The sequence below is a fragment of the Sinomonas albida genome (genome assembly GCF_004919045.1).
Classification (GTDB): domain Bacteria; phylum Actinomycetota; class Actinomycetes; order Actinomycetales; family Micrococcaceae; genus Sinomonas; species Sinomonas albida.
In genome coordinates this window covers 208,176-230,537 of sequence record NZ_SWDW01000002.1, presented here as the reverse complement: position 1 = coordinate 230,537, position 22,362 = coordinate 208,176, and the positions used below count along the sequence as shown (strand labels likewise).

The 22,362-nt window shown below is 70.3% G+C and carries 22 protein-coding genes, 1 other RNA gene and 1 riboswitch; of the genes, 15 read left to right on the top strand and 8 right to left on the bottom strand.

What is annotated here, in order from left to right:
* The first annotated feature begins 129 nt into the window (after window positions 1–129).
* The 4 genes from E6A26_RS02895 (at window position 130) to E6A26_RS18120 (ending at window position 2,768) form a co-directional block, all read left to right on the top strand.
* On the top strand, window positions 130–729 hold the full coding sequence (locus E6A26_RS02895; RefSeq protein ID WP_136609683.1) for a GDSL-type esterase/lipase family protein: 600 nt from the start codon (window positions 130–132) through the stop codon (window positions 727–729).
* 240 nt (window positions 730–969) lie between these two features.
* Complete coding sequence (locus E6A26_RS02890) at window positions 970–1,857, top strand: DUF4097 family beta strand repeat-containing protein (protein ID WP_136609682.1); 888 nt, start codon at window positions 970–972, stop codon at window positions 1,855–1,857.
* Window positions 1,854–2,573 (top strand): PadR family transcriptional regulator, encoded by a 720-nt coding sequence (locus tag E6A26_RS02885; RefSeq protein WP_136609681.1) that lies wholly within the window; start codon window positions 1,854–1,856, stop codon window positions 2,571–2,573. The genes E6A26_RS02890 and E6A26_RS02885 overlap by 4 nt, the downstream gene beginning before the upstream one ends.
* A gap of 120 nt (window positions 2,574–2,693) precedes the next feature.
* Entirely contained in the window at window positions 2,694–2,768 is a 75-nt protein-coding gene (locus tag E6A26_RS18120) for a 50S ribosomal protein bL37 (RefSeq protein WP_136609796.1), read from the top strand.
* A 138-nt stretch (window positions 2,769–2,906) separates the two neighbouring features.
* Here the strand turns inward: E6A26_RS18120 and rsrA are convergent, their stop codons facing one another.
* Window positions 2,907–3,179 carry a mycothiol system anti-sigma-R factor gene (rsrA, locus tag E6A26_RS02875; protein WP_136609680.1) on the bottom strand — a complete coding sequence of 91 codons (273 nt, stop codon included), beginning with the start codon at window positions 3,177–3,179 and terminating at the stop codon, window positions 2,907–2,909.
* A complete protein-coding gene (locus E6A26_RS02870; protein WP_234864939.1) occupies window positions 3,179–3,877 on the bottom strand; it encodes a sigma-70 family RNA polymerase sigma factor in 699 nt (232 codons plus the stop codon). The genes rsrA and E6A26_RS02870 overlap by 1 nt, the downstream gene beginning before the upstream one ends.
* Before the next feature lie 163 nt (window positions 3,878–4,040).
* Here E6A26_RS02870 and E6A26_RS02865 point away from each other — a divergent pair, with 163 nt between their 5' ends.
* From E6A26_RS02865 to E6A26_RS02820, 10 genes are all read left to right on the top strand, one after another.
* Complete coding sequence (locus E6A26_RS02865; RefSeq protein WP_136609678.1) at window positions 4,041–4,664, top strand: DoxX family protein; 624 nt, start codon at window positions 4,041–4,043, stop codon at window positions 4,662–4,664.
* Window positions 4,661–6,019 carry a 3-phosphoshikimate 1-carboxyvinyltransferase gene (aroA, locus tag E6A26_RS02860; protein WP_136609677.1) on the top strand — a complete coding sequence of 453 codons (1,359 nt, stop codon included), beginning with the start codon at window positions 4,661–4,663 and terminating at the stop codon, window positions 6,017–6,019. The genes E6A26_RS02865 and aroA overlap by 4 nt, the downstream gene beginning before the upstream one ends.
* A 4-nt stretch (window positions 6,020–6,023) precedes the next feature.
* Window positions 6,024–7,196, top strand: a complete 1,173-nt coding sequence (gene rsgA / locus E6A26_RS02855) for a ribosome small subunit-dependent GTPase A (protein WP_136609676.1) — start codon at window positions 6,024–6,026, stop codon at window positions 7,194–7,196.
* Between the two features lie 51 nt (window positions 7,197–7,247).
* Window positions 7,248–8,069, top strand: coding sequence for a histidinol-phosphatase (hisN, locus tag E6A26_RS02850; RefSeq protein WP_136609675.1), 822 nt, complete (start codon window positions 7,248–7,250; stop codon window positions 8,067–8,069).
* A 560-nt stretch (window positions 8,070–8,629) separates the two neighbouring features.
* Window positions 8,630–8,743: riboswitch (SAM riboswitch) on the top strand.
* Between the two features lie 35 nt (window positions 8,744–8,778).
* On the top strand, window positions 8,779–10,302 hold the full coding sequence (locus E6A26_RS02845) for an aminotransferase class V-fold PLP-dependent enzyme (RefSeq protein ID WP_136609674.1): 1,524 nt from the start codon (window positions 8,779–8,781) through the stop codon (window positions 10,300–10,302).
* A 171-nt stretch (window positions 10,303–10,473) separates the two neighbouring features.
* Window positions 10,474–11,238 carry a class I SAM-dependent methyltransferase gene (locus E6A26_RS02840; protein ID WP_136609673.1) on the top strand — a complete coding sequence of 255 codons (765 nt, stop codon included), beginning with the start codon at window positions 10,474–10,476 and terminating at the stop codon, window positions 11,236–11,238.
* 135 nt (window positions 11,239–11,373) lie between these two features.
* Complete coding sequence (locus tag E6A26_RS02835; RefSeq protein ID WP_407695353.1) at window positions 11,374–12,645, top strand: Nramp family divalent metal transporter; 1,272 nt, start codon at window positions 11,374–11,376, stop codon at window positions 12,643–12,645.
* Between the two features lie 62 nt (window positions 12,646–12,707).
* A complete protein-coding gene (locus E6A26_RS02830; protein WP_136609671.1) occupies window positions 12,708–13,418 on the top strand; it encodes a metal-dependent transcriptional regulator in 711 nt (236 codons plus the stop codon).
* A complete protein-coding gene (locus E6A26_RS02825; protein WP_136609670.1) occupies window positions 13,418–13,879 on the top strand; it encodes a fluoride efflux transporter FluC in 462 nt (153 codons plus the stop codon). Before E6A26_RS02830 ends, E6A26_RS02825 begins: the two co-directional genes overlap by 1 nt.
* Window positions 13,876–14,253 (top strand): fluoride efflux transporter FluC, encoded by a 378-nt coding sequence (locus E6A26_RS02820; RefSeq protein WP_136609669.1) that lies wholly within the window; start codon window positions 13,876–13,878, stop codon window positions 14,251–14,253. The genes E6A26_RS02825 and E6A26_RS02820 overlap by 4 nt, the downstream gene beginning before the upstream one ends.
* 119 nt (window positions 14,254–14,372) lie before the next feature.
* Here E6A26_RS02820 and E6A26_RS02815 read toward each other — a convergent pair whose 3' ends face one another.
* Window positions 14,373–15,824 carry an MFS transporter gene (locus E6A26_RS02815; RefSeq protein WP_234864937.1) on the bottom strand — a complete coding sequence of 484 codons (1,452 nt, stop codon included), beginning with the start codon at window positions 15,822–15,824 and terminating at the stop codon, window positions 14,373–14,375.
* 81 nt (window positions 15,825–15,905) lie between these two features.
* Entirely contained in the window at window positions 15,906–16,595 is a 690-nt protein-coding gene (locus tag E6A26_RS02810) for an SGNH/GDSL hydrolase family protein (RefSeq protein ID WP_136609668.1), read from the bottom strand.
* 258 nt (window positions 16,596–16,853) lie between these two features.
* On the opposite strand from E6A26_RS02810, the gene E6A26_RS02805 reads away from it, so the two are divergent.
* Entirely contained in the window at window positions 16,854–18,440 is a 1,587-nt protein-coding gene (locus tag E6A26_RS02805) for a S53 family peptidase (protein WP_136609667.1), read from the top strand.
* Between the two features lie 103 nt (window positions 18,441–18,543).
* Here E6A26_RS02805 and ssrA read toward each other — a convergent pair.
* The 4 genes from ssrA to E6A26_RS02780 form a co-directional block, all read right to left on the bottom strand.
* Window positions 18,544–18,913, bottom strand: a transfer-messenger RNA (tmRNA) gene (gene ssrA / locus E6A26_RS02800).
* 196 nt (window positions 18,914–19,109) lie between these two features.
* Entirely contained in the window at window positions 19,110–20,411 is a 1,302-nt protein-coding gene (locus tag E6A26_RS02795) for a glycoside hydrolase family 3 N-terminal domain-containing protein (protein WP_234864935.1), read from the bottom strand.
* 56 nt (window positions 20,412–20,467) lie between these two features.
* The gene (gene smpB, locus E6A26_RS02785) at window positions 20,468–20,938 is read right to left on the bottom strand and encodes an SsrA-binding protein SmpB (protein ID WP_136609664.1); all 471 of its coding nucleotides are present in this window, start codon (window positions 20,936–20,938) and stop codon (window positions 20,468–20,470) included.
* Window positions 20,939–21,026: 88 nt separating this feature from the next.
* On the bottom strand, window positions 21,027–22,361 hold the full coding sequence (locus E6A26_RS02780; protein ID WP_136609663.1) for a M23 family metallopeptidase: 1,335 nt from the start codon (window positions 22,359–22,361) through the stop codon (window positions 21,027–21,029).
* Between the last annotated feature and the right edge of the window lies 1 nt (window position 22,362).

Sequence of the window (22,362 nt, the reverse complement as noted above, 5' to 3'; positions counted from 1 at the left end):
TGATCGCCACACCGGCAGTTCGGCCGCGCAGTCCCGCCCTCCCGGGCTCCGGCGGGCTCTTTCGCTAGACTCGTGAGCCAAAGGCGCCGTGCACGCACGGCGGAGGCGGCCAGCTGGTTGGAGGAGCGCATGGCGCACGAGAGGAAGGTTCGCCTCGCGGCGATCGGCGACGAATTGCTGGCTGGGACCGGCGACCCACGCGCGCTCGGCTGGCTCGGGCGGGTCCTGGCCCGAACTCCGCGCGAGGAGCTGACCCTCGAAAGCTACGTCCTCGCTGCGCCCCAGGAGGGCACCGAGACGCTCTCGACGCGCTGGCTCGAGGAGGCCCAGCGCCGCTTCGGCGAGGGCTACGAGAACCGCCTCGTGATCGGGCTGTCGGGCCGGGACATCGAGTTCGGACTCACGCCGGCGCGCAGCCGGCTCAACGTGGCGAACATCCTCGACACCGCCGCGCAGAACAGCGCCGAGGTATTCGTGGTCGGCCCGCCGCCCACGCTCGATCCGGCGCAGAACCGGCGCCTGGCCGAACTCAACACGGCCTTCGCGGACGTCACCACGCGCCGCAAGCACTACTACGTGGACACGTTCTCCCCGCTCCTCAACCACGAGCAGTGGCGCGGCGATCTCGCGGCGAACGCTGGAGTTCCGGGGCAGGCCGGATACGGGCTGATCGCGTGGCTCGTGCTGCATCGCGGCTGGTTCCCGTGGCTCCGGCTCCCCCAGTCCTAGAGCCGTCAGTCCGAAAGCCGTCCCAGTCCTCGAGCCAGTTCCTGGACCCGCACGCGTCAGAGCGAGACGCACCCCTGAGCTCTGTCGAATGATCTGGTCGTCGTACCGGCCCTTCCTGTGTCCCGTGCCGTCCCCTTGACCCTTGCGCCTCACCACAACGCGATATATCGTGTTTCTCAGATCGCGTTATATCGCGACCCCCGCCATCAGGCGAGGGAGGGGATTCCGCCAGGAGGGGCCATGTCAACGGAGAACTGGAACGTCACCGAACCGCAGACCATCACGGTCGACGGGGTCACGTCGCTGCGCGCCGGGATCGTCGGCGGCCGACTTGACGTCATCGTCCACGACCGCCCGGACGCCGTCATCGAGGTGAGCTCGGTGCAGGGCGATCCCGTCGCCGTCTCGCTCGACAACGGGCGCCTCGAGGTACGCCACCAGCTGCAGGGCCTCGAGGGCTGGTTCAAGAACCTCATGGGAACGGTGTCCGGCTCGAGCGAGAACAGCACGGTCGTCTCGATCGCCGTGCCTGCTGGCGTCCCCGTGGAGATCGGCACCGTGAGCGGCGACGGCCTTGTCTCCGGGACCGGCCCTGTCACGCGGCTCAACACCGTCTCCGGCTCGGTCCTCGGCGACGGGACCCGCGGCGAGCTGCACCTCAATACTGTGAGCGGAGACGTCATCGCGCGGAGCCACGAAGGCATCCTGACCGCGAAGACCGTCTCGGGCGAGGTAACGGCGTCGGGCCTGCTCAAGGACATCCGGGCGAAGTCCGTCTCGGGCGACCTCGTCTTCGACACCGAGGGATATTGCGAGTCCCTGGGGGCGAGCACCGTGAGTGGCGACATCACCGTGCGCCTCCCCCGCGACATCGGCGTGGACCTCACGGCGACGACCGTGTCCGGCCGCGTCGTCGTGGATGAGTCCCGCTTCTCCTCCTTCAAGGGCCGCCTCGAGACGATCCTCGGCCCCGACCTGCGGCTCATGGTGCTGCGCTCCAACACGGTCTCCGGCAACGTCTCTGTGGTGCACGCGGGCCAGGCATCGAGCCCGGCCGAGGCGGGTCACACCGCGGGAGAGGCCGCCGACGACCCGGCGTCCGCGGGCGGCGAGGAGGCGGCAGAGTGACGCCTCCGGTCTTCGCCCACGGCGCTCTGCGCCTCTACCTCCTCGCGCTCCTCGAGGACGGTCCCCGGCATGGCTACGAGCTCATCAAGGCTCTGAGCGATCGCTTCGGCGGCACGTACTCGCCGAGCCCAGGGACGGTGTATCCCCGCCTTGCGAAGCTCCAGGACGAGGGCCTCGTCGAGGCGGAGCCGGCCGGGCGGCGAAGCATCTACCGCATCACCGAGGCCGGGCTGCGGGAGCTCGATGCGCGGCGGGACGAGCTCGCCGATGTCGAACAGGACATCTCGGCGTCGGTGCGCCGGCTCGCGGATTCCCTGCGCGACGAGCTCCGCGCGAGCATGCGCGGCCTGCGGGCGGATCTCGCGGCGACGGCGGAGACCGCCCGGCAGGCGGCGCGCAGCGTGCGCGTAGAAGCGCGGACGACGGCGAAGGCTCCCGCGCAGGGCGCGCCGCCGCCGTCGTCCGCTCGCCCGGGCGGGCCGCTCACGGAGGCGCTCCGCGATGGATTCGCGGAGCCGTCTCCCGAGCGCTTCAGCCGCGAGAGCCACGGCCGGCTCGTCGAGGCCGAGATGCTCGTCCAGGCGTTCCGCGACGACCTCCGCGTCGAGCTCAGATCTCACGCCGCGCGCGAGGCCGTCACCGAGGTCACGCTCGAGACGCTCCGCACCGTGCTCGACCAGGCCCGCATCGCCGTCCGGAACTCGCTCCGCGGCTGAGCCTCCCGCGCCCTGCGTGTGCGCTGACCTTGCCGGCGTTTTGGGCCCTGCGCCGCAGATGTGGGAGGATGGTAGGCGGCCTTCCGGGCCATCAACGTTACCGAGCCCAAGGAGGCCCCTATGAGCAAGCGTGCACGCAAGCGCCGTGACCGCAAGAAGAGCGGCGCGAACCACGGTCGGCGCCCCAACGCCTGAGGCGCCCCTGCAGGACGCCTACGACAGTCATAGGGGAGATAAAGAAACCAGGAGATAAACAGCAAAGGGAATATTTCCCACCACAGCCTGTGGCGTTGACGCTGTGTGCGGATGGGTCGTGCGAGTGCGTCGGTCGGGTCAGACCTCGGCGACGGTCGCGGAGGAGCGGATCGAATGGATCTTCTCGAGGATGCTGAGCTTGAGCTTCGCGGGGGCCTGCTCGGCACAGCTGCGCTTCATGGCGCTGCGGATCATGCACTCGAGATTGTGCTCTTCGCGGCACTCAGAGCAGGACTCGAGGTGCGCGCGGATTTCGGCGACGTCCGCCGCGGGCAGTGCGCCGTCGAGGTACTCGTAGAGTCGCTCAAGCCGCGATTCGTCGCAGTCGCCGAGTCCCTGACAGTTGCCCATTATTCCTTCTCCTGCTTGCTCGAGTCCGCTTCGGTGCCCGCGCCCGAATTCACGGACACCCGCGCGCCCGCAAAGCCGCGTTCTGCGGCGTAATCTGCCAAACGGTCCCGGAGGAGCTTCCTCCCCCGGTGGAGCCTGGACATCACGGTGCCGATCGGCGTGCCCATGATCTCCGAGATCTCCTTGTACGCGAAGCCCTCGACGTCGGCGAAGTACACCGCGAGCCGGAACTCCTCGGGGATGGCCTGCAGCGCCTGCTTGACGTCGGAGTCCGGCAGGTGGTCGAGCGCCTCGGCCTCGGCCGAGCGGAGCCCTGTCGAGGAGTGCGACTCGGCGCGCGCGAGCTGCCAGTCCTCGACGGTGTCCGTGTTGGCCTGTTGGGGCTCGCGCTGACGCTTGCGGTACAGGTTGATGTAGGTGTTCGTGAGGATCCGGTACAGCCAGGCCTTGAGGTTGGTGCCCGGCTTGTACTGGTGGAACGCTGCGAACGCCTTTGCGTAGGCCTCTTGGACGAGGTCCTCCGCATCTGCAGGATTGCGGGCCATGCGCATTGCGGCCGAGTACAGCTGGTCGACGTACTGCATGGCGTCGCGCTCGAAACGCTCGCGGCGCGCTTCGGGACTCTCCGTGGCCGGATCGGTGCCCGCAGCCGAATCCGCCGCGGAATCGTCAGGCTCGATGGAATCGACGGTGCTCATTGCGGACCAGTCTACTGGCGCGGCGGCACGCGGGCGGTCCAAGACCAGCACGGGGTCTCCTCTCCAGACGCAGGCTCAACGAACATGGAAACCGCACGAAAAGGGAAAATATTCCGCGAAAGTGCAAGACTGGACCCGCCGGAAACCCCAACCAGGAGGCCTCATGTCGGTAGTCCGATTCCTCGCTCGACCCCTGCTCGCGTCCTCGTTCATCGTCGCCGGCGCGGACAAGCTGAAGAACGCGGACGCCACCGCTGAGCAGCTCTCCCCCGTGCTGCGCCGCGCGGCAGATGCGCTCCCCATCCGTGTCGAAGAGAAGACGCTGGCCCGTGCCGTCGGCGCAACCCAGCTTGGCGCGGGGCTTCTGTTCGCGCTCGGCAAGGCTCCTCGCTTCTCGGCGTCGGTCCTCGCGGTGACGACGGCGCTGAACACCTTCGTCGAGTGGCGCACTGCAGACATCGGCTCGAAGGAGCTCCGCTCGGCCCGGCGCGCGCGCCTGCTCAAGAACTTCTCCCTGGTCGGCGGCGTCCTGCTCGCCTCGGTCGACACGGCCGGGCGGCCGAGCCTCGCGTGGCGCGCCCAGCAGCTCGCGTCCGACGCCGCCAAGCAGGCCAAGACCGTCAAGGCGGACGCCGCGAAGACGGCCAAGTCAGTCAGGGTCGACGCCGCGAAGGCAGCGAAGTCAGTCAGGGCCGACGCCACGAGGGCGGCTAAGTCCGTCAGCGCCGACGCCGCGAAGGCAGCCAAGACCGCGAGCCGCCAGCTCGGCGCCGGGAGCCACGCGTGACCACAGCGGCGGCGGCCTGGGCCGCGCCGTTCGCCCGGGAACCAGTCGACGCGACCGTCACCGTCCCCGGATCGAAGTCACTCACCAACCGGTATCTCGTGCTCGCGGCCCTCGCAGAGGGCCCGAGCCGGCTCCGCGCGCCGCTGCATTCGCGGGACTCCGCGCTCATGATCGGGGCCCTGCGCGCGCTCGGGGCCACCGTCACCGAGGTTCCGGGCGACGGCGACTACGGACCGGACCTCGAGATCGTGCCCCTCGCTCATGGGTCGACGGCGGCCGACCTCGGCGCCGTCGCCGTCGACTGCGGCCTCGCAGGGACGGTCATGCGCTTCGTCCCGCCGCTCGCGGCGCTGTGCCGCGGCGAGATCGCGTTCGACGGCGATCCGCACGCCCGCGTCCGCCCCATGGGCCCGGTCATCGATGCGCTCGAAGCGCTCGGTGTGGGGCTCTCCTCGGCCGACGGCCGCCGCCCGTCCTCGCTCCCGTTCACGGTCCACGGCACGGGCACCGTCCCGGGTGGCCACGTGATCGTGGATGCGAGCGGCTCGAGCCAGTTCGTCTCGGCGCTCCTCCTCGCAGGCGCCCGCTTCGAGGCTGGGCTCCACCTCGAGCACGTCGGCAAGCCGGTCCCGAGCCTCGACCACATTGCGATGACCGTGAGCGTCCTGCGCGAGGTCGGTGTCGCGGTCGACGACTCGATCCCGAACCACTGGTTCGTCCAGCCGGGCCCCATCAGGGCGTTCGATGTGCGGATCGAGCAGGACCTCTCCAACGCGGGGCCGTTCCTCGCGGCCGCCGTCGCGACGCACGGGACGGTCCGCGTGCCGAACTGGCCCGAGCACACTACGCAGGTGGGCGACGCCTGGCGCGAGATCCTCCCGAAGCTCGGGGCGACCGTGACTCTCGATCGCGGAACCCTCACCGTGCGCGGCGGCGACCGGATCACCGGCGCAGAACTGGCCGACACGAGCGAGCTCGCCCCGACCGTCGCGGCGATCTGCGCCCTCGCGGACACCCCCTCGCGGCTCACCGGAATCGCGCATCTCCGCGGCCACGAAACGGACCGGCTCGCGGCGCTCGTCGCCGAGATCACGAGGCTCGGCGGGGACGCCGAAGAGACCGAGGACGGCCTCCTGATCCGGCCCGCGCGGCTGCACGCCGGCTTGGTCCGGAGCTACGCAGACCACCGCATGGCGACCGCGGGGGCGATCCTCGGGCTCGCCGTCGACGGCATCGAGGTGGAGGACATCGCGACGACCTCCAAGACCATGCCCGAGTTTCCGCAGATGTGGGAGCGGATGCTCGCCCCCGGTGCCGGTCGCGCCCAGCACCAGCCGATGGACGGGGTCCTGTAGGCCGATGGCCGACCGCGAGTGGGACGAGAGCGACGTCCGGATCCGCCCTAACAAGCGGGGCAGCCGCCCGCGCACCAAGGACCGGCCGAGCCACGAAGACGCCGTCACGGGACGGGTGATCACGGTGGACCGCGGCCGGTACACGACCATCGTCGCCGAGGACACGCCGGACGAGCGCACCGTCATCGCAGCCCGGGCGCGCGAGCTGCGCCGCACCCCCGTCGTCGCCGGCGACTTCGTGGCGCTCGTGGGGGACGTGACCGGCCGCCCGGACACGCTCGCGAGGCTCGTACGGGTCCAGGACCGCGCGACGGTCCTGCGCCGCAGCGCGGACGACGACGACCCCATCGAGCGCGTCGTCGTCGCCAATGCGGACCAGCTCGTCATCGTCGTCGCCGCAGCGAACCCCGAACCGCGCACGGGCTTCATCGACCGCGCGCTCGTGGCCGCGTACGACGCGGGCATCGAGCCGCTCCTCCTCGTCACCAAGGCCGACCTCAAGGACCCGGCCCCGCTCCTGGCGACCTACGAGCTGCTGCCGCTCACCGTCGTCGTAAGCCGCACCGCCGAAGAGGCGCCGGAGACCGAAGCGCCTGAGGACACCGGGGCCGAGGTCCCGGAACTCGAAGGCCTGGAGGCTGAGGCCCCGGAACCCGAGGGTGCCGGGCCGACCCCGCACAGCGTCAAGCTCGACGACGACGCCGTCGCCCGTCTGCGGGAGGAACTCGACGGCCGGGTGACGGTCCTCCTGGGGCACTCGGGCGTGGGCAAGTCCACGATGGTCAATGCGCTCACGGGGGCCTCGCGCGCGACCGGCGGCGTCAACGCCGTCACGGGACGCGGGCGCCACACGTCGTCGTCGGCGCTCGCCCTGCGCCTCGACGGCGCGCCTCCCGGGAGCTGGATCATCGACACGCCGGGCATCCGCTCGTTCGGCCTCGCCCACGTGGACCCCGACCGGATCCTCCATGCGTTCCCCGACCTCGAACCGGGCACCGAGGACTGCGCCCGCGGCTGCCGGCACGACTCCTCCGCCGTCGAATGCGGCCTCGACGCCTGGGTCGCCGACGGGCACGCCGGACCGCAGGGGCCGGCAAGGCTCGCGTCGCTCAGGAGGCTTCTCGGCGCGAACCCGCGCGAGGAGGCCCACGACGCGAAGGAACTCGGCACACTCTGAACGGGCCGGACGTCCCGCTCCCCAAGGCGCCAAGGCGATAGCGTGGGACCCATGAGCCCCGTCGCCCCCGAGTCATACACCGATGACCTCCGTCTGGCCCACGTGCTCGCCGACTCCGTCGACGCGCAGACCATGGACCGCTTCAAGGCGCTCGACCTCCATGTCGAGACCAAGCCGGACCTGACGCCGGTCACGGACGCGGATCGTGCGGCGGAGGACGCCATCCGGAACCAGCTCTCCCGCGCCCGCCCGCGCGACGCGGTGATCGGCGAGGAGTTCGGCACCACGGGGCACAGCTCGCGCCGCTGGATCATCGACCCGATCGACGGCACGAAGAACTTCGTGCGAGGCGTCCCGGTGTGGGCCACCCTCATTGCTCTGGCTGAGGGCGACGACATCGTGGTTGGCGTCGTGAGCGCCCCCGCCCTCGGCCGGCGCTGGTGGGCCGCGAAGGGCGCCGGCGCCTACACCGGACGCTCGCTCGCGGCCGCGACGAAGCTCAAGGTCTCGAATGTGACACGCCTCTCTGACGCCTCGCTTTCCTACTCGAGCCTTGCCGGGTGGCGCGAGCGCGGCTCGTTCGGCGACTTCCTGAGCCTCACCGAGGACGTGTGGCGCACGCGCGCATACGGGGACTTCTGGTCGTACTGCCTCGTGGCCGAGGGCGCCGTGGACATCGCGACGGAGCCGGAGCTCCAGCTGTACGACATGGCGGCACTCGTGCCGATCGTCACCGAGGCCGGCGGGCGGTTCACGTCCCTTGAGGGCGTCGACGGCCCCTGGGGTGGGAGCGCCCTCGCGACCAACGGGATCATCCACTCCGCCACGCTCGCGAGGCTCAATCCCGAGCACGACGACCTCCTCTCCTCCTAACCCCTCCCACCCCACCGTCTCGGGTACAGATACCCGCCCGCTCTGGCATCTCGGGTACAGAAACTCGCCCTCCCCAGCGTCTCGGGTACAGAAACTCGCCCTCCCCAGCGTCTCGGGTACAGATACCCGCCCACCCCACCGTCTCGGGTACAGAAACTGGCCCGCGCTGGCATCTCGGGTACAGATACCCGCCCACCCCACCGTCTCGGGTACAGATGATCTGTACCCGAAACCTGCCAGAGCGGGAGTTGGTGTACCCGAAACCTGTCAGAGCGGGAGTTGGCGTACCCGAAACCTGTCAGAGCGGGAGTTGGCGTACCCCAAAACCTGCCAGAGCGGGAGTTGGCGTACCCCAAAACCTGCCAGAGCGGGAGTTGGCGTACCCGAAACCTGCCAGAGCGGGAGTTGGCGTACCCGAAACCTGCCAGAGCGGGAGTTGGCGTACCCGAAACCTGCCAGAGCGGGAGTTGGCGTACCCGAAACGATCTCGCTTCTTAACTCGATGTAACACGGGCGGGCGGGCTGGAGGCCGCACCCGACCTCCCGTAATCTCGTGGTCAGGTCACGAGTGCCAGCGCGAAGCCCCGGCTTGCTGGCCGGCAACCCTCCACACGCGGCGGGGTGCCCCGGGTGACGACCAGGCCGGTCCGGAGTGGACTCGGCAAGCGCGGCCCCCGCACGGCGGGGCCTAGATTCCGAGGTGCAGTCAATGAGCACACCCGTCGTCGTACCCTCAGCCCAGCTCCAAACCCAGCCCCGATCCACGCGAGCCAAGCCCACGGAGCCCCAAACCCAGGCCCAGCCCACCCAGCCCCAGCCGCCCCAGGCCCAGCCCGGACTTGGTAGCCCCGCGGCGGGCATCGATCCCGGCGCCTATCCTGACGCCATCCGGCCCCTCGCGCCCGTGGTCGGCGCCGAACTCGCGACGCCGCTCGCGGCCGGCGGTGAGCTGCGCTACGCGAACCTCGACTACGCGGCCTCGGCACCGGCTCTGGTCGAGGTCGCCGACCACCTCAACGAGGTGCTCCCCTACTATGCGAGCGTTCACCGCGGGGCAGGCTACGCGTCCCAGGTCAGCACGTCGGTCTACGAGAACGCGCGCGGAATCGTGCGGGAGTTCCTCGGCGCGCGGCCGGACGACGAGGTCGTCTTCACGCGCAACACGACCGACGCCCTCAACCTCCTCGCGGGCTGCATCCCGGGCACGGGGGACGTGCTGTACCTCGACATCGAGCATCACGCGAACCTCCTCCCCTGGCAGGCGCGCCCCCACAGGAGCGTGGTCGCGGCACGGACACTCGCGGAGACGCTCGAGCGCGTGCGCGCTTGGCTCAAGGCCGGCGAAGTGAGCCTCCTCGCCGTCACGGGCGCCTCCAACATCACGGGCGAGATCCTGCCGATCGCCGAACTCGCGCGGCTCGCCCACGAGCACGGCGCCCGGATCGCGGTCGACGCCGCGCAGCTCGCCCCGCACCGCAGGATCGACATCGCGAGCGCCGACATCGACTACCTCGCGTTCTCCGGCCACAAGCTCTACGCCCCGTTCGGCGCGGGCGTCCTCGTGGGCCGTGCCGACTGGCTTGACAGGGGCAAGCCCCACCTCGCGGGCGGCGGCGCGGTGCGCGAGGTCAGGCTTGACTCGGTCGTGTGGGCGGACGGACCGGCCCGCCATGAGGCCGGCTCCCCGAACGTGCTCGGCGCCGCCACGCTCGCCAAGGCGGCGCAGGTGATCTCGGGCCTCGACGAGGGCGCCTGGCACCGCCACGAGCAGCAGCTCCGCGACGCGCTCGTCGCGGGGCTCGGCGAAGTCGAGGGCGTCACGGTCCACCGGCTCTTCGAGGACTCCGATCTCGGCGCAGGCCCGGCATCGCGGGGCTCGATCGGCATCGTCAACTTCTCCATCGCAGGCCACGACGCGGGGCTCACGGCCGCCTACCTCTCGGCCGAGCACGGCGTGGGCTTGCGCGACGGCCGCTTCTGCGCGCATCCCGCGCTGCGTCGGCTCGGACTCCCGTCAGGCTCCCTGCGTGCCAGCTTCGGGGTGGGCTCGCGGCTCGAGGACGTCGAGCGCCTCGTCCGCGGCGTCCAGGACCTGGTCGAGCACGGGGTCCGGCTCGACTACACCGTCGACTCGGGGCGCTGGGTCCCCACCCACGACGCTCGGCCGTTCCCCGCATGGGCGCCGAACACCCCGGGCACGGCGGGCGCCGCGCCCTGCACCGCCGAAGACTGAGCCGCCACCCCAGCCCTCCAAGTCCCCGCCGGGCGGACGCGCCCAGCGGCGCGGCCCGAGCCGGCACGCTTCCGGACCCGCGAGAGCCGCGCTCCCGGTAGATTCGACTCCATACAGCGGAGGAATCCCCCGGCACCGGCGCGGGATGCGGCGGGTGAGGAGCAGGCACGGATGGCGCGCGGCGGACCAAAGTTCGGCGACGAACGACGGCGGGAACTCGCCGAGGCATTCCTGGCCGGCGGGGAGCACTATGAGAAAGTGCGTCCCGGCTACCCGGACGAGGCGGTGGACTGGCTGCTCCCGCCTGGTGCCGCCACCGCCGTCGACCTCGGCGCCGGCACGGGCAAGCTCACGGCGCTCCTCGCCGCGCGCGGACTCCACGTCACGGCCGTCGATCCGAGCGCTGGCATGCTCACCGAGCTTCGGCGGCTCCATCCCGGGGTGGAAACGGTCCTCGCCCCTGCGGAATCGACCGGCCTTCCGGAGGGCTCGGCCGATCTCGTGGCTGCGGCGCAGGCATGGCACTGGTTCGAAGCGGCGGCCGCGACGCGCGAGGCGGTGCGGCTGCTCGCTCCGGGCGGCCGCGTCGGGCTCGTGTGGAACCAGCTCGACACGTCGGTGCCGTGGGTCCACCGGCTCTCCCGCATCATGCACGCGGGTGACGTCCACAAACCGGGCTACCACCCGCCGTCGGGCCCTGAGCTGACCGGCTGGGAATCGGCGTCCTTTCGGTGGGAGGACCCCATCACTCCCGAGGGCATCGTCGAGCTCACGAAGTCACGCAGCTACTACCTTCGCGCGAGCGAGGCACTACGGGAGCGCGTCAATACGAATCTCGCGTGGTACCTGTTCGAGCACCTCGGCCATCAGCCCGACGAACCGATGCTCCTCCCCTACGTCACGCAGGTCTGGAAGGCCGTGGCGGCTGACTCATGACTGGCGCGCTGCGCTGGCCCGCGGCGCCGGCCCGCTGGGAATTGACCCGCGGTCCGGGCCTCTGGTCCCTTGTGCCATGTGCCGCCGCCTTCTAGGATTTAGGCATACCGAAACTCGGAAATGAGGGGCGCAAAAGTGAGTAGGACCGACCCGGTTGCCACCGCGCGGCCCATACCGCGGGCACCTTGGCGCGCATCTCTTGCGCTGCTAGGCCCAGCCTTCGTCGCCTCGATCGCCTATGTCGATCCCGGAAACGTGGCCGCGAACCTCACGGCCGGGGCCCGCTACGGTTATCTGCTCGTCTGGGTCCTCGTGCTCGCGAACGCGATGGCAATGCTCGTGCAGTACCAGTCCGCGAAGCTCGGCATCGTCACTGGTCGGACGCTGCCCGAGCTCCTCGCCGAACGGATGCGGCCTCGAGCGCGGGTGCTGTACTGGCTCCAGGCCGAGATCGTGGCGCTCGCAACGGATCTCGCCGAGGTGGTCGGAGGGGCCATCGCTCTCGGGCTGCTCTTCCGGGTCCCGCTCCCGCTCGGGGCCATGATCGTGGGGGGAGTGTCGATGGCGCTTCTGGCCGTGCAGGACCACCGCACTCAGCAGCGCTTCGAGGCTGCGATCATCGGGCTCCTCGCAGTCATCACGATCGGCTTCCTCGCGGGCCTCGTCGTGAGCCCGCTCTCTCCGCCGGGGATCGCGAGCGGGCTCGTGCCGCACTTCGACGGCCCCGACACCGTGCTCCTCGCAGCCTCGATGCTGGGCGCCACCGTGATGCCGCACGCGATCTACGTCCATTCGGCCCTCTCCCGTGACCGACACCGAGCCGATCCCCACACGCACGTGCCGCCCACCGCTGTCGCCCGTCTTCTGCGGGGCACACGGGCGGACGTCCTCATCGCGCTCGGGCTTGCGGGCCTGGTCAACATCGGGATGCTCCTCCTCGCGGCGTCGACCCTGGGCGGGCGTCAGGGGACGGACACCATCGAGGGCGCGCACTCCTCGATCGTGGAGGCTCTCGGACCTCTCGTCGGGACGGCTTTCGCGATCGGGCTGCTCGCGAGCGGCCTCGCGTCGACAGCCGTGGGCTCCTACGCGGGCTCGACGATCATGCAGGGACTGCTGCGCCGGCGAGTGCCCGTCGTCGTGCGCCGCCTCGTGACCCTCGTACCGTCCGTCGCGCTCCTGGCGCTCGGCTTCGATCCCACCATGTCGCTCGTCGTGAGCCAGGTGGTGCTGAGCTTCGGCATCCCGTTCGCGCTCGTGCCGCTCGTCCGGCTCGCGTCGAGCCGGGAGCTCGTGGGGGCCTTCGCCATGTCGCCGTGGGTCAAGGCCGCGGCGTGGACGAGCGCTGGGCTCGTCATCGTCCTGAACCTCGCGCTCGTCTGGCTCACCTTCTCCTCCGGGGTCTGACGGCCGCGAAGGAATGCCTGAGGCTCGCGGCGGAACTCGAGCGTGACGGTAGGCTAATTGACGTGAAGAGCCAGCCATCATCCTCGATCGAGGACTACGTGAAGGTCATCTACTCTTTCACGGAGTGGCAGGAGAAGCCCATCACGTCGTCTCAGCTCGCGGCCCGGCTGGGAGTTGCCAATTCGTCGGTCTCGGAGATGGTGCGGAAGCTCAAGGATCAGGGGCTCGTGGACCACCAGCCCTATGGGGCCGTGCGGCTCACGGAGGCCGGCGAGCGCCTCGCGCTCACGATGGTGCGGCGCCATCGGCTCCTCGAGACGTTCCTCGTCCACGAGCTCGGCTACAGCTGGGACGAGGTCCACGACGAGGCCGAACAGCTCGAGCACGCGGTCTCTGACACGTTCGTCGAGCGCCTTGCTGAGAAGCTCGGCCACCCGGACCGCGACCCGCACGGCGACCCCATCCCCACCCCGACGGGCCGCGTCGAGCACCCGCCCGCCCTCCCCCTCGGGGAGCTCGATCCGGGCCACGCTGGCCGCATCACACGCATCAGCGACGACGATCCTGAAATGCTGCGCTACCTCGCACGCGAGCACATCATGCTCGACACGGCCGTCCGGGTGGTGCGGCGCAAGCCTTTCGGCGGCCCGCTCGTGGTCCAGATCGGGCCCGAGGGCGGGGCCCACGACTTCGACGTTCCGGACTCGATCGCGTCCTCCCTGTGGGTGCGCAGCGACGTGCCCCACGAGGGCTGCACACTCAAGTCCGCCTGATGGCCGCTCAGCACCCCGATGTCCGGGCGTGGCTTGCGGTGGCGGTGGGCGGGATCGCGGGGAGCGAGCTGCGCTACAGCGCCCTCGCGGCATGGCCCGAGGGCCATGGATTTCCCTGGACGACGCTCGGCATCAATCTCATCGGCAGCTTCGTCCTGGCCTTCCTGACCACGTGGTGGCTCCGCCGGCCCCACATCCCGTTCTGGGTCCGGGCCGGGCTCGGTCCCGGCGTTCTTGGATCCTTTACGACCTTCTCCTCAGTCGCGATCGCGGCCGTGACGCTCGGCAAGGATCAGCTGGCCGTCGCAGTCGTATACCTCGCGGTGTCGCTCGTGCTCGGCCTCGGCACGGCCGCGGCGGGCTGGTTCCTCGGGGCCCGGGTGGGGCGCCGGCCTTCGGCCCCGCGCCGCCCCGCCCAGACGCCCCTCGACGCCGCGCGCGGCAACGGAGCTGAGAGATGATGGCCATCCTCGTGGGGCTCTTCGGGCTGGCGGGCGCCCTCGGACGCTTCGGCGTCGACTCGTGGTTCGTGGCCCATCCGCCGACGCGCCGCCACTGGCCGTGGGCCACGCTCGTGGTCAACGCTGTGGGCTGCATCGTCATCGGCCTGGCAGCGGGGCTCGCGCGCGCCGACTGGTTCGGCGACACCTGGCACACGGCTCTCGCGACCGGCTTCGCGGGCGGGCTCACCACGTTCAGCTCGTGGACGTCCGCGACCGTGCGGCTCCTCGAGGAGCGCCGCTATCTCGGCGCCGCGGGAAACGTCGTGGCCAACCTCGCGCTGGGGCTCTCGCTGGCAGCGGGCGGGCTCGCCGTCGGGACGGCGCTGGCCTGAGACACTCCGACCGACGGGCCGTACCGCCGAGGGTGCGTCACGCTCAAGGTCGTCAGGGTTTTGGCTCAGCATCGTCGCCAACATCATCGCCCCGTGCATCAGGGGCCATGCCTGCAGTCCTAGCTGCCGGCCCCGCTCTCGTCGCCCACCGCGGGCGCCTCACCGGGCGCCTCGCCGGCCGCCGCAGCGGCGACCGGCGCGGGGTTGCGGATCCACAGGGCAGAGGTGAGCGAGCTCGCCGCCAGGAGCCCCGCGGCGGCGAGCATGCCGCGGCGGAACCCGGCGTCGTCGAGCGTCCCGCCCATGATCCCGCCGGCCGCCGCGATGCACACGAGGGACGCGACCCGCGCCACGGCATTGTTGACCGCTGAGCCGATGCCCGACGACTCGACGGGAACCGCGCCGAGCACAGCGGCCGTGAGCGGGGCGACCATGATCGAGAGGCCCAGGCCGAAGAGGACCACTGGGCCCAGGATGTCGCGCCAATAGTCGAGCGGCGGCGTCTCGAGCGCCATCCACCCGTACGCGACCGCACCGAGCCCGGGGCCAAGGGCCATCGGCAGGCGTGGGCCGATGCGCGCCCCGATCCGGGCCGCGGTGGGCGAGAGGAACAGGAGGGAGAGCGTCGCGGGAAGGAGCCCGAGGCCCGCCTCGAATGCGCGGAGGCCCATGCGCTGCTGGAGGTACAGGCCCAGGACGAAGAAGCCCATGCCGAGCGCGCCGTAGGCCCACCAGGTCGAGACGTTGCCTGCCGCGAAGTTGCGCTCCCTGAAGAGCACGAGCGGGAGCATGGGAGACGCCGCCGTCCGCTGGCGCACGACGAACGCGACCCCGGCCACGACGCCGACCACAAGACAGACGACGACGAGCGGATCTCCCCAGCCGCGCGCGCCCTGCTCGATGAGGCCCAGCACCAGCCCGGCGAGGCTAACGACCCCGAGCACGGCGCCGAGCACGTCGAGCCGCCCCGCTGGCGACGGAGCAGGTGCGCCACGCCGAAGGGCCACGAGCGGGCGCCACATGAGGGCCGCGGGCACAACATTGACGAGGAAGACGAGCCTCCACGTCGCGAGGTCGACGGCGGCTCCCCCCACGAACGGCGCAGCAACCGCCGCCGCGGAGGTCCACGCAGTCCAGAGCCCGATCATGCGGGCGCGAGTGGCGCCGCCCGCAGAGGCCATGATGAGCGCGAGAGCGCTCGGCGTGACCACGGCCGCGGCCGTGCCCTGAAGCACGCGGGCCGCCACGAGGACCCACTCGTTCCACGAGATGCCGCAGACCACCGACATGACCGTGAACGCGATGACGCCGATCTCGAGGACGCGGGCTCGCCCATAGCGGTCCGCGAGGGTGCCCGCCGCAAGGATCAGGGAGCCGAGGGTCAGGAGGTAGCCGTCCACGACCCATTGCTGGAACGCGAGGCCTCCGCCCAGCTCACGGCCCATAGCCGGGAGGGCCAGATTCACGGCGCTCGAGTCGAGGATCACGAGGCAGCTCGACAGCACCGCCACGAAGAGGACGCGCCGCTGCAGCGGCGTCATGGCGGCGGATTCCGTCTCGGGCTGTGTCACACGCCCATCCTGCCCGTTCGGGGGCGCGCGGTCGAGCGGTCGCAGGCCCGCCGTTCGGACGAGGCCTGCGCGCGCCGACCGCTACCCCATGGCCTGCCTCATCGCGGCCGCGAGAGCCTTGCCCAGCACCTCCGCGCCGGCCGCATTCGGATGGATTCCGTCTCGCGTCAGGCCCGGCAAGTAGCGGGTGCCCGCGCGCAGCCCGGCGGGCGCGTCGGTCCACGTCCAGCCATGACCGACGACGGCGGCGCGCAGCGCGGCGTTGAAGGCCACCGTGGTGTCGGGGGCGCTGTTGCGCGGCGGAACCGCCGACACGATCACCCGCGGCGCACCCACGGTCTCGGCGATATGCTCGAGGTTCGCGACAGTCTGCTGGAACGGTACGCCGACCGCGAGGTCGTTGGTACCCGCGAGGACCACGAGCACGTCCGCCTTGACCGGCCCGACGTTCGCCGCCATGTTCGCGCTCTTGGCGCCGCCCAGAGCCCAGCCGCCCGCGAAGACGAGCGTCGGGGACTTCGCGTACGTGACCCACGAGAGGCTCCCGGTCCATCCGATCGAGAAGTCGGGGCTGTCCCCCTGCGTGATGGAATCGCCGACGGCGGCAAACCGGATCACCCCGCCGCGCCCCGCTCCCGCATCCTGATGCGCCGCAGCAGGAGTCGCGAGCAGCGCCATCCAGCCGAAAATCGCCACGATCATCAGCGCCACCACGCCCGATACCTGCCACCGCAGCCGCCCGATGCGCACCGCAGCATCACCCCCATGCATGCCTAGAACGAGAGGAATTGTACTGTCCGGTAGCCGTGGCTGCCCGGGCCGAAGGTCCCGCCGCCGGGCACGGCGGCCTGCCTCGCCAGCAGCCCACTCCCACTCGGGAGGATCGATGCATGTCCCGCGATCGTTCAGGGGCAGTCTGGCTCAGGAGCAGGCTGAACGCTGGCCACAGGCACGAATGTCGGGGCAGGCTGAGATGATCGAGCCGTCCGCAAGGACAGCCAGGCATCAGGCCACGAGGAGGAGAAATCCATGTCCGACCAACGCGTGCCAGAGTCCCAGCCAGTGCCGGGAGTACCGCTCGAGGGGTCCTTCCGGGCGCCAGCCGCCGGCTTAGTCTCCCGAGCTCCAGCCGATCCGTCGCAGCGCATCGAGGTGACGGTCGTCCTCCGACGAAAAAGTGCCCTTCCCCCAGAGCCAAGCACGGAGCCGATCAGCCTCGAAGAGCTTGCCGCCAACTATGGGTCGTCGGACGCAGACGTCCGGCTCGCGACCGAAACGTTCACGCGCCTCGGGGTGGAGGTTGTTGAGACCGACCCCGCCTCGCGCCGCCTCCGACTGGCCGGTACCGTCGGCCAGCTCGGCAGGATCTTCGGGACGAGCCTCGATGAGGCGACCAGCTCGGGGCCCGACGGGTCACCCGTCCAGCACCGGCATCGCACTGGAGAGCTGCAGGTCCCGACGGAGTTGGACGGGATCGTCACTGCGGTCCTCGGCCTCGACGACCGACCGCAAGCTCGCGCGCAGTTCCGCGCGATCCCGCTCGCGGCGGCCAGCACGAGCTACAGCCCGCCAGACCTCGGCAAGATCTACGCCTTCCCAGCAGGCACCGATGGGACCGGCCAGACGGTGGCGATCCTCGAGCTGGGCGGCGGATTCGGCCAGAGCGATCTGGACGCGTACTTCGCGGGCCTTGGCCTCGCCACCCCGGCAATTTCGGCTGTCGGCATCGACGGGGCGTCCAATCAGCCGGGGCAGGATCCCCAGGGCGCAGACGGCGAGGTGCTCCTCGACATCGAGGTTGTGGGGGCTCTCGCCCCCAAAGCGAAGATCCTCGTCTACTTCGCACCCAACACGGACGCGGGCTTCCTCGACGCGCTCGTGGGCGCATCCCACGCCACGCCAGCACCCTGCGCGATCAGCATCAGCTGGGGTCAGAGCGAGGACGCGTGGACTGCCCAGGCCCGGACTGCCCTCGACCAGGCCCTCGCAGACGCCGCTGCTCTCGGCATCACCGTGACGGCCGCTGCGGGCGACAGAGGAAGCACCGACGGCGCGGGCGACGGCAAGAACCACGCGGACTTCCCGGCCTCGAGCCCTCACGCCCTCGCCTGCGGCGGAACGCGTCTCGAGGCCGACCCGGCCACCGGTTCGATCGCCTCGGAGACCGTGTGGAACGATGGCCCCGACTCCGCGACCGGGGGTGGGTATAGCGACGTCTTCCCAGTGCCGGCGTGGCAGAACGCGCTGCCCGCCCATGCGAGCCACCGCAAGCCCAAGCCACCGCACACGCCCGCGGGGCGCGGCGTGCCGGACGTCAGCGCCGTCGCGGACCCGCAGACGGGCTACAAGGTGCGCGTCGATGGCTCCGACATGGTCATCGGCGGAACCAGCGCCGTCGCTCCGCTCTGGGCGGCCCTCATCGCGAGGCTGGCCCAGGCGACCAACCGACGGTTCGGGCTCGCCCAGCCCCTGCTCTACGCCCAGAAGGCTGGGTTTCGCGACATCACCACCGGGAACAACGGAGCGTACCAAGCCGCGCCTGGGTGGGATCCGTGCACCGGCCTCGGCACGCCCGAGGGAACCGCGCTGCTCGCAGCCATCACCTCAGGCCACTAGGTCTGCTCGACCCGGTCGCAGCCCATCTCAGGGCCACGAGAGCAAAAAGAACACCCCCGGTCCGAAGACCGGGGGTGTTCCCTATGCCATAAGGCGTGTCAAAAAGTGGAGATGGGGGGAATTGAACCCCCGTCCGATGCGGCTTTGTCAGGGCTTCTCCGGGCGCAGTATGCGTCGGGATTTCTCGGCCCCAGCCATCATGCACACAAGTGGCTGACCCGGGCCCAGTCATCTAAAAGTCCCGGCAGCCCCAATGACGAGGGCTACCAGCAGTGGCTATCTAATCGACGCCAGATTCCGGGACGACAGCAATCCCGGGCTGACGGACTTGTCCGCTACTTAGGCAGCGAGAGCGAAGTCAGTGCGCTTAGAGTTGGCACTTATTGTTTTTGCAGAGAGCGTTGACGAGATGACTCTGCATCCTCGGCCCGCTTCACCTGTCGCGACCAACATCGTCGAAACCGATCATCCCCTATTCGGTTATCAAACCGACCGGCCGCCTCGCGGTTGCCGGAACAACTAGTATAGCGCGTTGTCGTGTCGTGGCATTCCCGCCTCTACCACGGAGGCCCGTACGGTCCGGTGCGCGACCCACCCTCACCGCGGCGCACGTGCTCCGTGCAGCAATCGCCGACCCGTCGGCGCGCGCCGTCCAGGCCACGCGCCGGCTCAACGCGGCAGGAGTCCGGCCTGGTCCTTGGCCTCGAGCACCGCAAGGGCGGCGGCATCGACCGTCTGGGCGAACGCGGGATCACCCTTGGCCCGGTCCACCATCCCCTGCCAGACCCGCGGCGCGAGCCGCTGGTCTGTGCACAGCACCATGGTGCCGCCTGCCGCGAGGAAGTCGGATCCGCGGTGCTCGAGGGCGAACTGCGACAGCTGGGTGGCGTCGCACACGTCGTCGGAAATGACGATTCCGCGGAACCCGAGGTCCCCGCGCAGCATGCCTTGGATCACCGTCGGCGAGAACACGGCGTAGTGGTCCGGATCGATCGCGGGATAGAAGGCGTTCGAGATCATGGTCCACGACGCGCCGGCGCGGATGGCGTCCGCAAACGGTGCGATGTACGGGTCGTGGCGCCCCGTCGCGGGGTCCGTGACGTCGGTGCCGAAATCGGTGTTCGACGTGACCCGGCCGAGCCCCGGGAAATGCTTGGGCGTGGTGGCGATCCCAGCGTCGGCAAGGCCTCGAATGACCGCGAGCCCATGGTCCGAAACGGACGACGGCGTGAACCCGAACTCGCGCTGGTACTTCCCGATCGGCGTGTTCTGCGCGGCAAACTCAGCCGACGGCACGGTATCGAGGACGGGAGCCAGGTCGACGTTGACCCCCGCCGATGCGAGCTCGCGCCCCCATTGGGCCGCCGCGCCGCGCAACGCGGCCGGATCCATACCACCCTGGGCGAGAGCGGACGGGAGCGCGGAGAACCCCTGCCCGTTCAGGATCTGGATCTGGCCGCCCTCCTGATCCGTCGAGACGAATTGGCCCACGCCAGCAGTCGCGTCCGGCGTCGCCTGGGCTCGCACCGCCTTCACGGCGTTCGCCACGGCGGACGCACCCGCCGTCGTCCGCCCTTTGAGGAAGACGTTGCCGATGTGGAAGTGCGACATCGCGTCGAGGGCGGCCTGGTCTGGACCGCCGGTCGGGGAGCTGACCATCATGATCTGGCCGACGCGCTGCTCGACGCTCATCGTCGCGAGGATCTGCTGCGCGCGGCTCTGCGGGCTGGGCGGAGGCGGAACGGACGACGGCGCGGGGGAACCTGAAGCGGAGGGCGTCGCCGTCGGCGGGGTCTCGCTGGGCGAGGGGGCCGCCGTCGTCTGCCGCGGCGCACCGACGGACGTCGTCGGAGAGCCGTCGGGCACACTCCTCCCGCTCACGAGCTGGGGAGCCACCACGAGCACCACCAAGGCGACGAGGACAACCCCCGCCGCCAAGGCGATTCTCAGTTTCAGGCTTCCCTGTGCCACGGTCCTCCCCACATGCATTTCCGGCCTTCGCGCCGGCGCGAGGTTCGCGACCCGGGTCAGCGTCGGTTGCGCGCCCTCATCTCGCGAAGTGCCTCGCGGTTGTCCTGCTTCTCGCGGAGCGATTGGCGCTTGTCGTAGTCCTTCTTGCCTCGGGCGAGCGCGATTTCGACCTTCGCCCGCCCCTCGTTGAAGTAGACCTGCAGCGGCACAACCGTGAGGCCCTGCTCATTCACCTTGTGCTCGATTCGGACCAGCTCCTCGCGGTGGAGGAGGAGCTTGCGGCGACGCCGCGCCGAGTGGTTCGTCCAGCTGCCCTGGGTGTATTCGGGAATGTTGACTGCCTCGAGCCAGAGCTCGCCGTTGGTAAACGTACAGAACCCATCGGCCAACGAGATGTGTCCCTCGCGGAGGGACTTCACCTCAGTGCCCATCAGGGCAATCCCAGCCTCCCACGTGTCGAGGATGTGATAGTCGTGCCGGGCCTTGCGGTTGGTGGCTACCGCCTTCCGGCCGCTTTCCTTGGGCACGGCTCGTGCGCTCCTCACTCGGGCTGAATCGGAATTCGTCGGGGCAGCCATGGCCCCAACGAACCCCAGAATTCTATCGTAGTCAGGCTTACAGCAGCGTCATGGGATCGACGGGCTTGCCGTTGAGCCACGTCTCGAAGTGCGCGTGGCATCCGGTTGAGTTGCCCGTGCTGCCCGAGTAGGCGACGAGCTGCCCTTGGGTCACGCTCTGCCCCGGCGAGACGACAACGCTCGAGTTGTGGTAGTAGACCGTGGTCAGCGAGTTCCCCTGGATGACTCCGTGGGAGATCATGACGGTCCACCCGCCACCGCCAGTGGTCCAGCCACCTACCGTGACGGTCCCGGCGGCCGCGGCGTACACCGGGGTGCCGCACGGTGCACCGAAGTCGACCCCGGTGTGCATGTAGCCGCCGGTCCCGAAGAAGTCGATCGTTCCGGGCGGCGTGGCGCGCCAGCCGAAGCCCGAGGTGATCGGGATGTCATAAGAGAACGGGTGCCGGAGGCCGAAGGCCGACGGAGAGCCGACCTGGGTCGACTGGTTCCGCGCGGCCTGCTCGGCGAGCCACTGCTCGCGGAGACGCCGGTCGCGGTCGGCGATCTGGGCCGCGATGGCGTCCTGCTGGGACTTGGTGTCCGCGATCTGCTTCTCGATTGCGGGCCGCTGGGCCTCGAGCTGCTGGTTCAGCCGGTCGGTGTCCGCGACCAGCTTGTCCACGGCGGCCTTCTTGGCGGCAGCGTCATCGCGGGCGGCCTGCTCACGGGCCAGCGCGGCGTCCGCTTGCGCCTTGAGGTCGCGGATCTGGTCCTCGACCGCGGCGAGCCTGGCCTGCGCATTGACGTTGGCGGCGTTCTGCTGTGACAGGCGCTCGAGCTCCGCGTTCTGGCTTCGGAGGGCCTGGTTGGCGAGGTCGATGCTGTCCGAGAGGCTCCCGCCGTTCGGCGGGCTGAAGATGAGGCTCAGGTTCGACGGGACGCCGCCGGACTTGTAGGCCTGCGTCGCGATCTGTCCGATGAGCTTCTTGGTCTCCTCGACCTTGCCCTTGTCGTCCTGGATCTGCTGCGTGATCTTGGCCTTGTCCTGCTGGGCTGCGTCGACGCGCACGGCGAGCGCGTCCGCCTCTTTCGTGGCAGTCGCGACGCGACCCTGGGCGTCGAGGAGCGCCTGCTGGGCGCCTGGGATCTGGGCCCTCGCAGTCGCGAGGTCCGTGGCAGTCTGCGAGATGCGCCCGTCGAGGAACTCAAGCGACGCCTGGACCTGCTGCGCCTGCTGGTCGAGCTGAGCCTTCTGGTTGTCCAGATCGTCGGCACCTGCCGGACCAGACGCCGCGACGCTCAGGGCAAGAACGACGGCGACTGCCGCGGCCGGGCCGCGGAAGCGCGCCGCCGCGGTTCGTCGGCGCGAGGAGGGTTTCACGAGAGCCATG

Excerpts from the sequence above, each read along its gene's own strand:
- E6A26_RS02895 (WP_136609683.1), top strand. The coding sequence starts at position 130 with ATGGCGCACGAGAGGAAGGTTCGCCTCGCGGCGATCGGCGACGAATTG.
- E6A26_RS02890 (WP_136609682.1), top strand. The coding sequence starts at position 970 with ATGTCAACGGAGAACTGGAACGTCACCGAACCGCAGACCATCACGGTC.
- rsrA (WP_136609680.1), bottom strand. The coding sequence starts at position 3,179 with ATGGGCAACTGTCAGGGACTCGGCGACTGCGACGAATCGCGGCTTGAG.
- E6A26_RS02870 (WP_234864939.1), bottom strand. The coding sequence starts at position 3,877 with ATGAGCACCGTCGATTCCATCGAGCCTGACGATTCCGCGGCGGATTCG.
- E6A26_RS02865 (WP_136609678.1), top strand. The coding sequence starts at position 4,041 with ATGTCGGTAGTCCGATTCCTCGCTCGACCCCTGCTCGCGTCCTCGTTC.
- rsgA (WP_136609676.1), top strand. The coding sequence starts at position 6,024 with ATGGCCGACCGCGAGTGGGACGAGAGCGACGTCCGGATCCGCCCTAAC.
- hisN (WP_136609675.1), top strand. The coding sequence starts at position 7,248 with ATGAGCCCCGTCGCCCCCGAGTCATACACCGATGACCTCCGTCTGGCC.
- E6A26_RS02845 (WP_136609674.1), top strand. The coding sequence starts at position 8,779 with ATGAGCACACCCGTCGTCGTACCCTCAGCCCAGCTCCAAACCCAGCCC.
- E6A26_RS02840 (WP_136609673.1), top strand. The coding sequence starts at position 10,474 with ATGGCGCGCGGCGGACCAAAGTTCGGCGACGAACGACGGCGGGAACTC.
- E6A26_RS02825 (WP_136609670.1), top strand. The coding sequence starts at position 13,418 with ATGGCCGCTCAGCACCCCGATGTCCGGGCGTGGCTTGCGGTGGCGGTG.
- E6A26_RS02820 (WP_136609669.1), top strand. The coding sequence starts at position 13,876 with ATGATGGCCATCCTCGTGGGGCTCTTCGGGCTGGCGGGCGCCCTCGGA.
- E6A26_RS02810 (WP_136609668.1), bottom strand. The coding sequence starts at position 16,595 with ATGCATGGGGGTGATGCTGCGGTGCGCATCGGGCGGCTGCGGTGGCAG.
- E6A26_RS02805 (WP_136609667.1), top strand. The coding sequence starts at position 16,854 with ATGTCCGACCAACGCGTGCCAGAGTCCCAGCCAGTGCCGGGAGTACCG.
- E6A26_RS02780 (WP_136609663.1), bottom strand. The coding sequence starts at position 22,361 with ATGGCTCTCGTGAAACCCTCCTCGCGCCGACGAACCGCGGCGGCGCGC.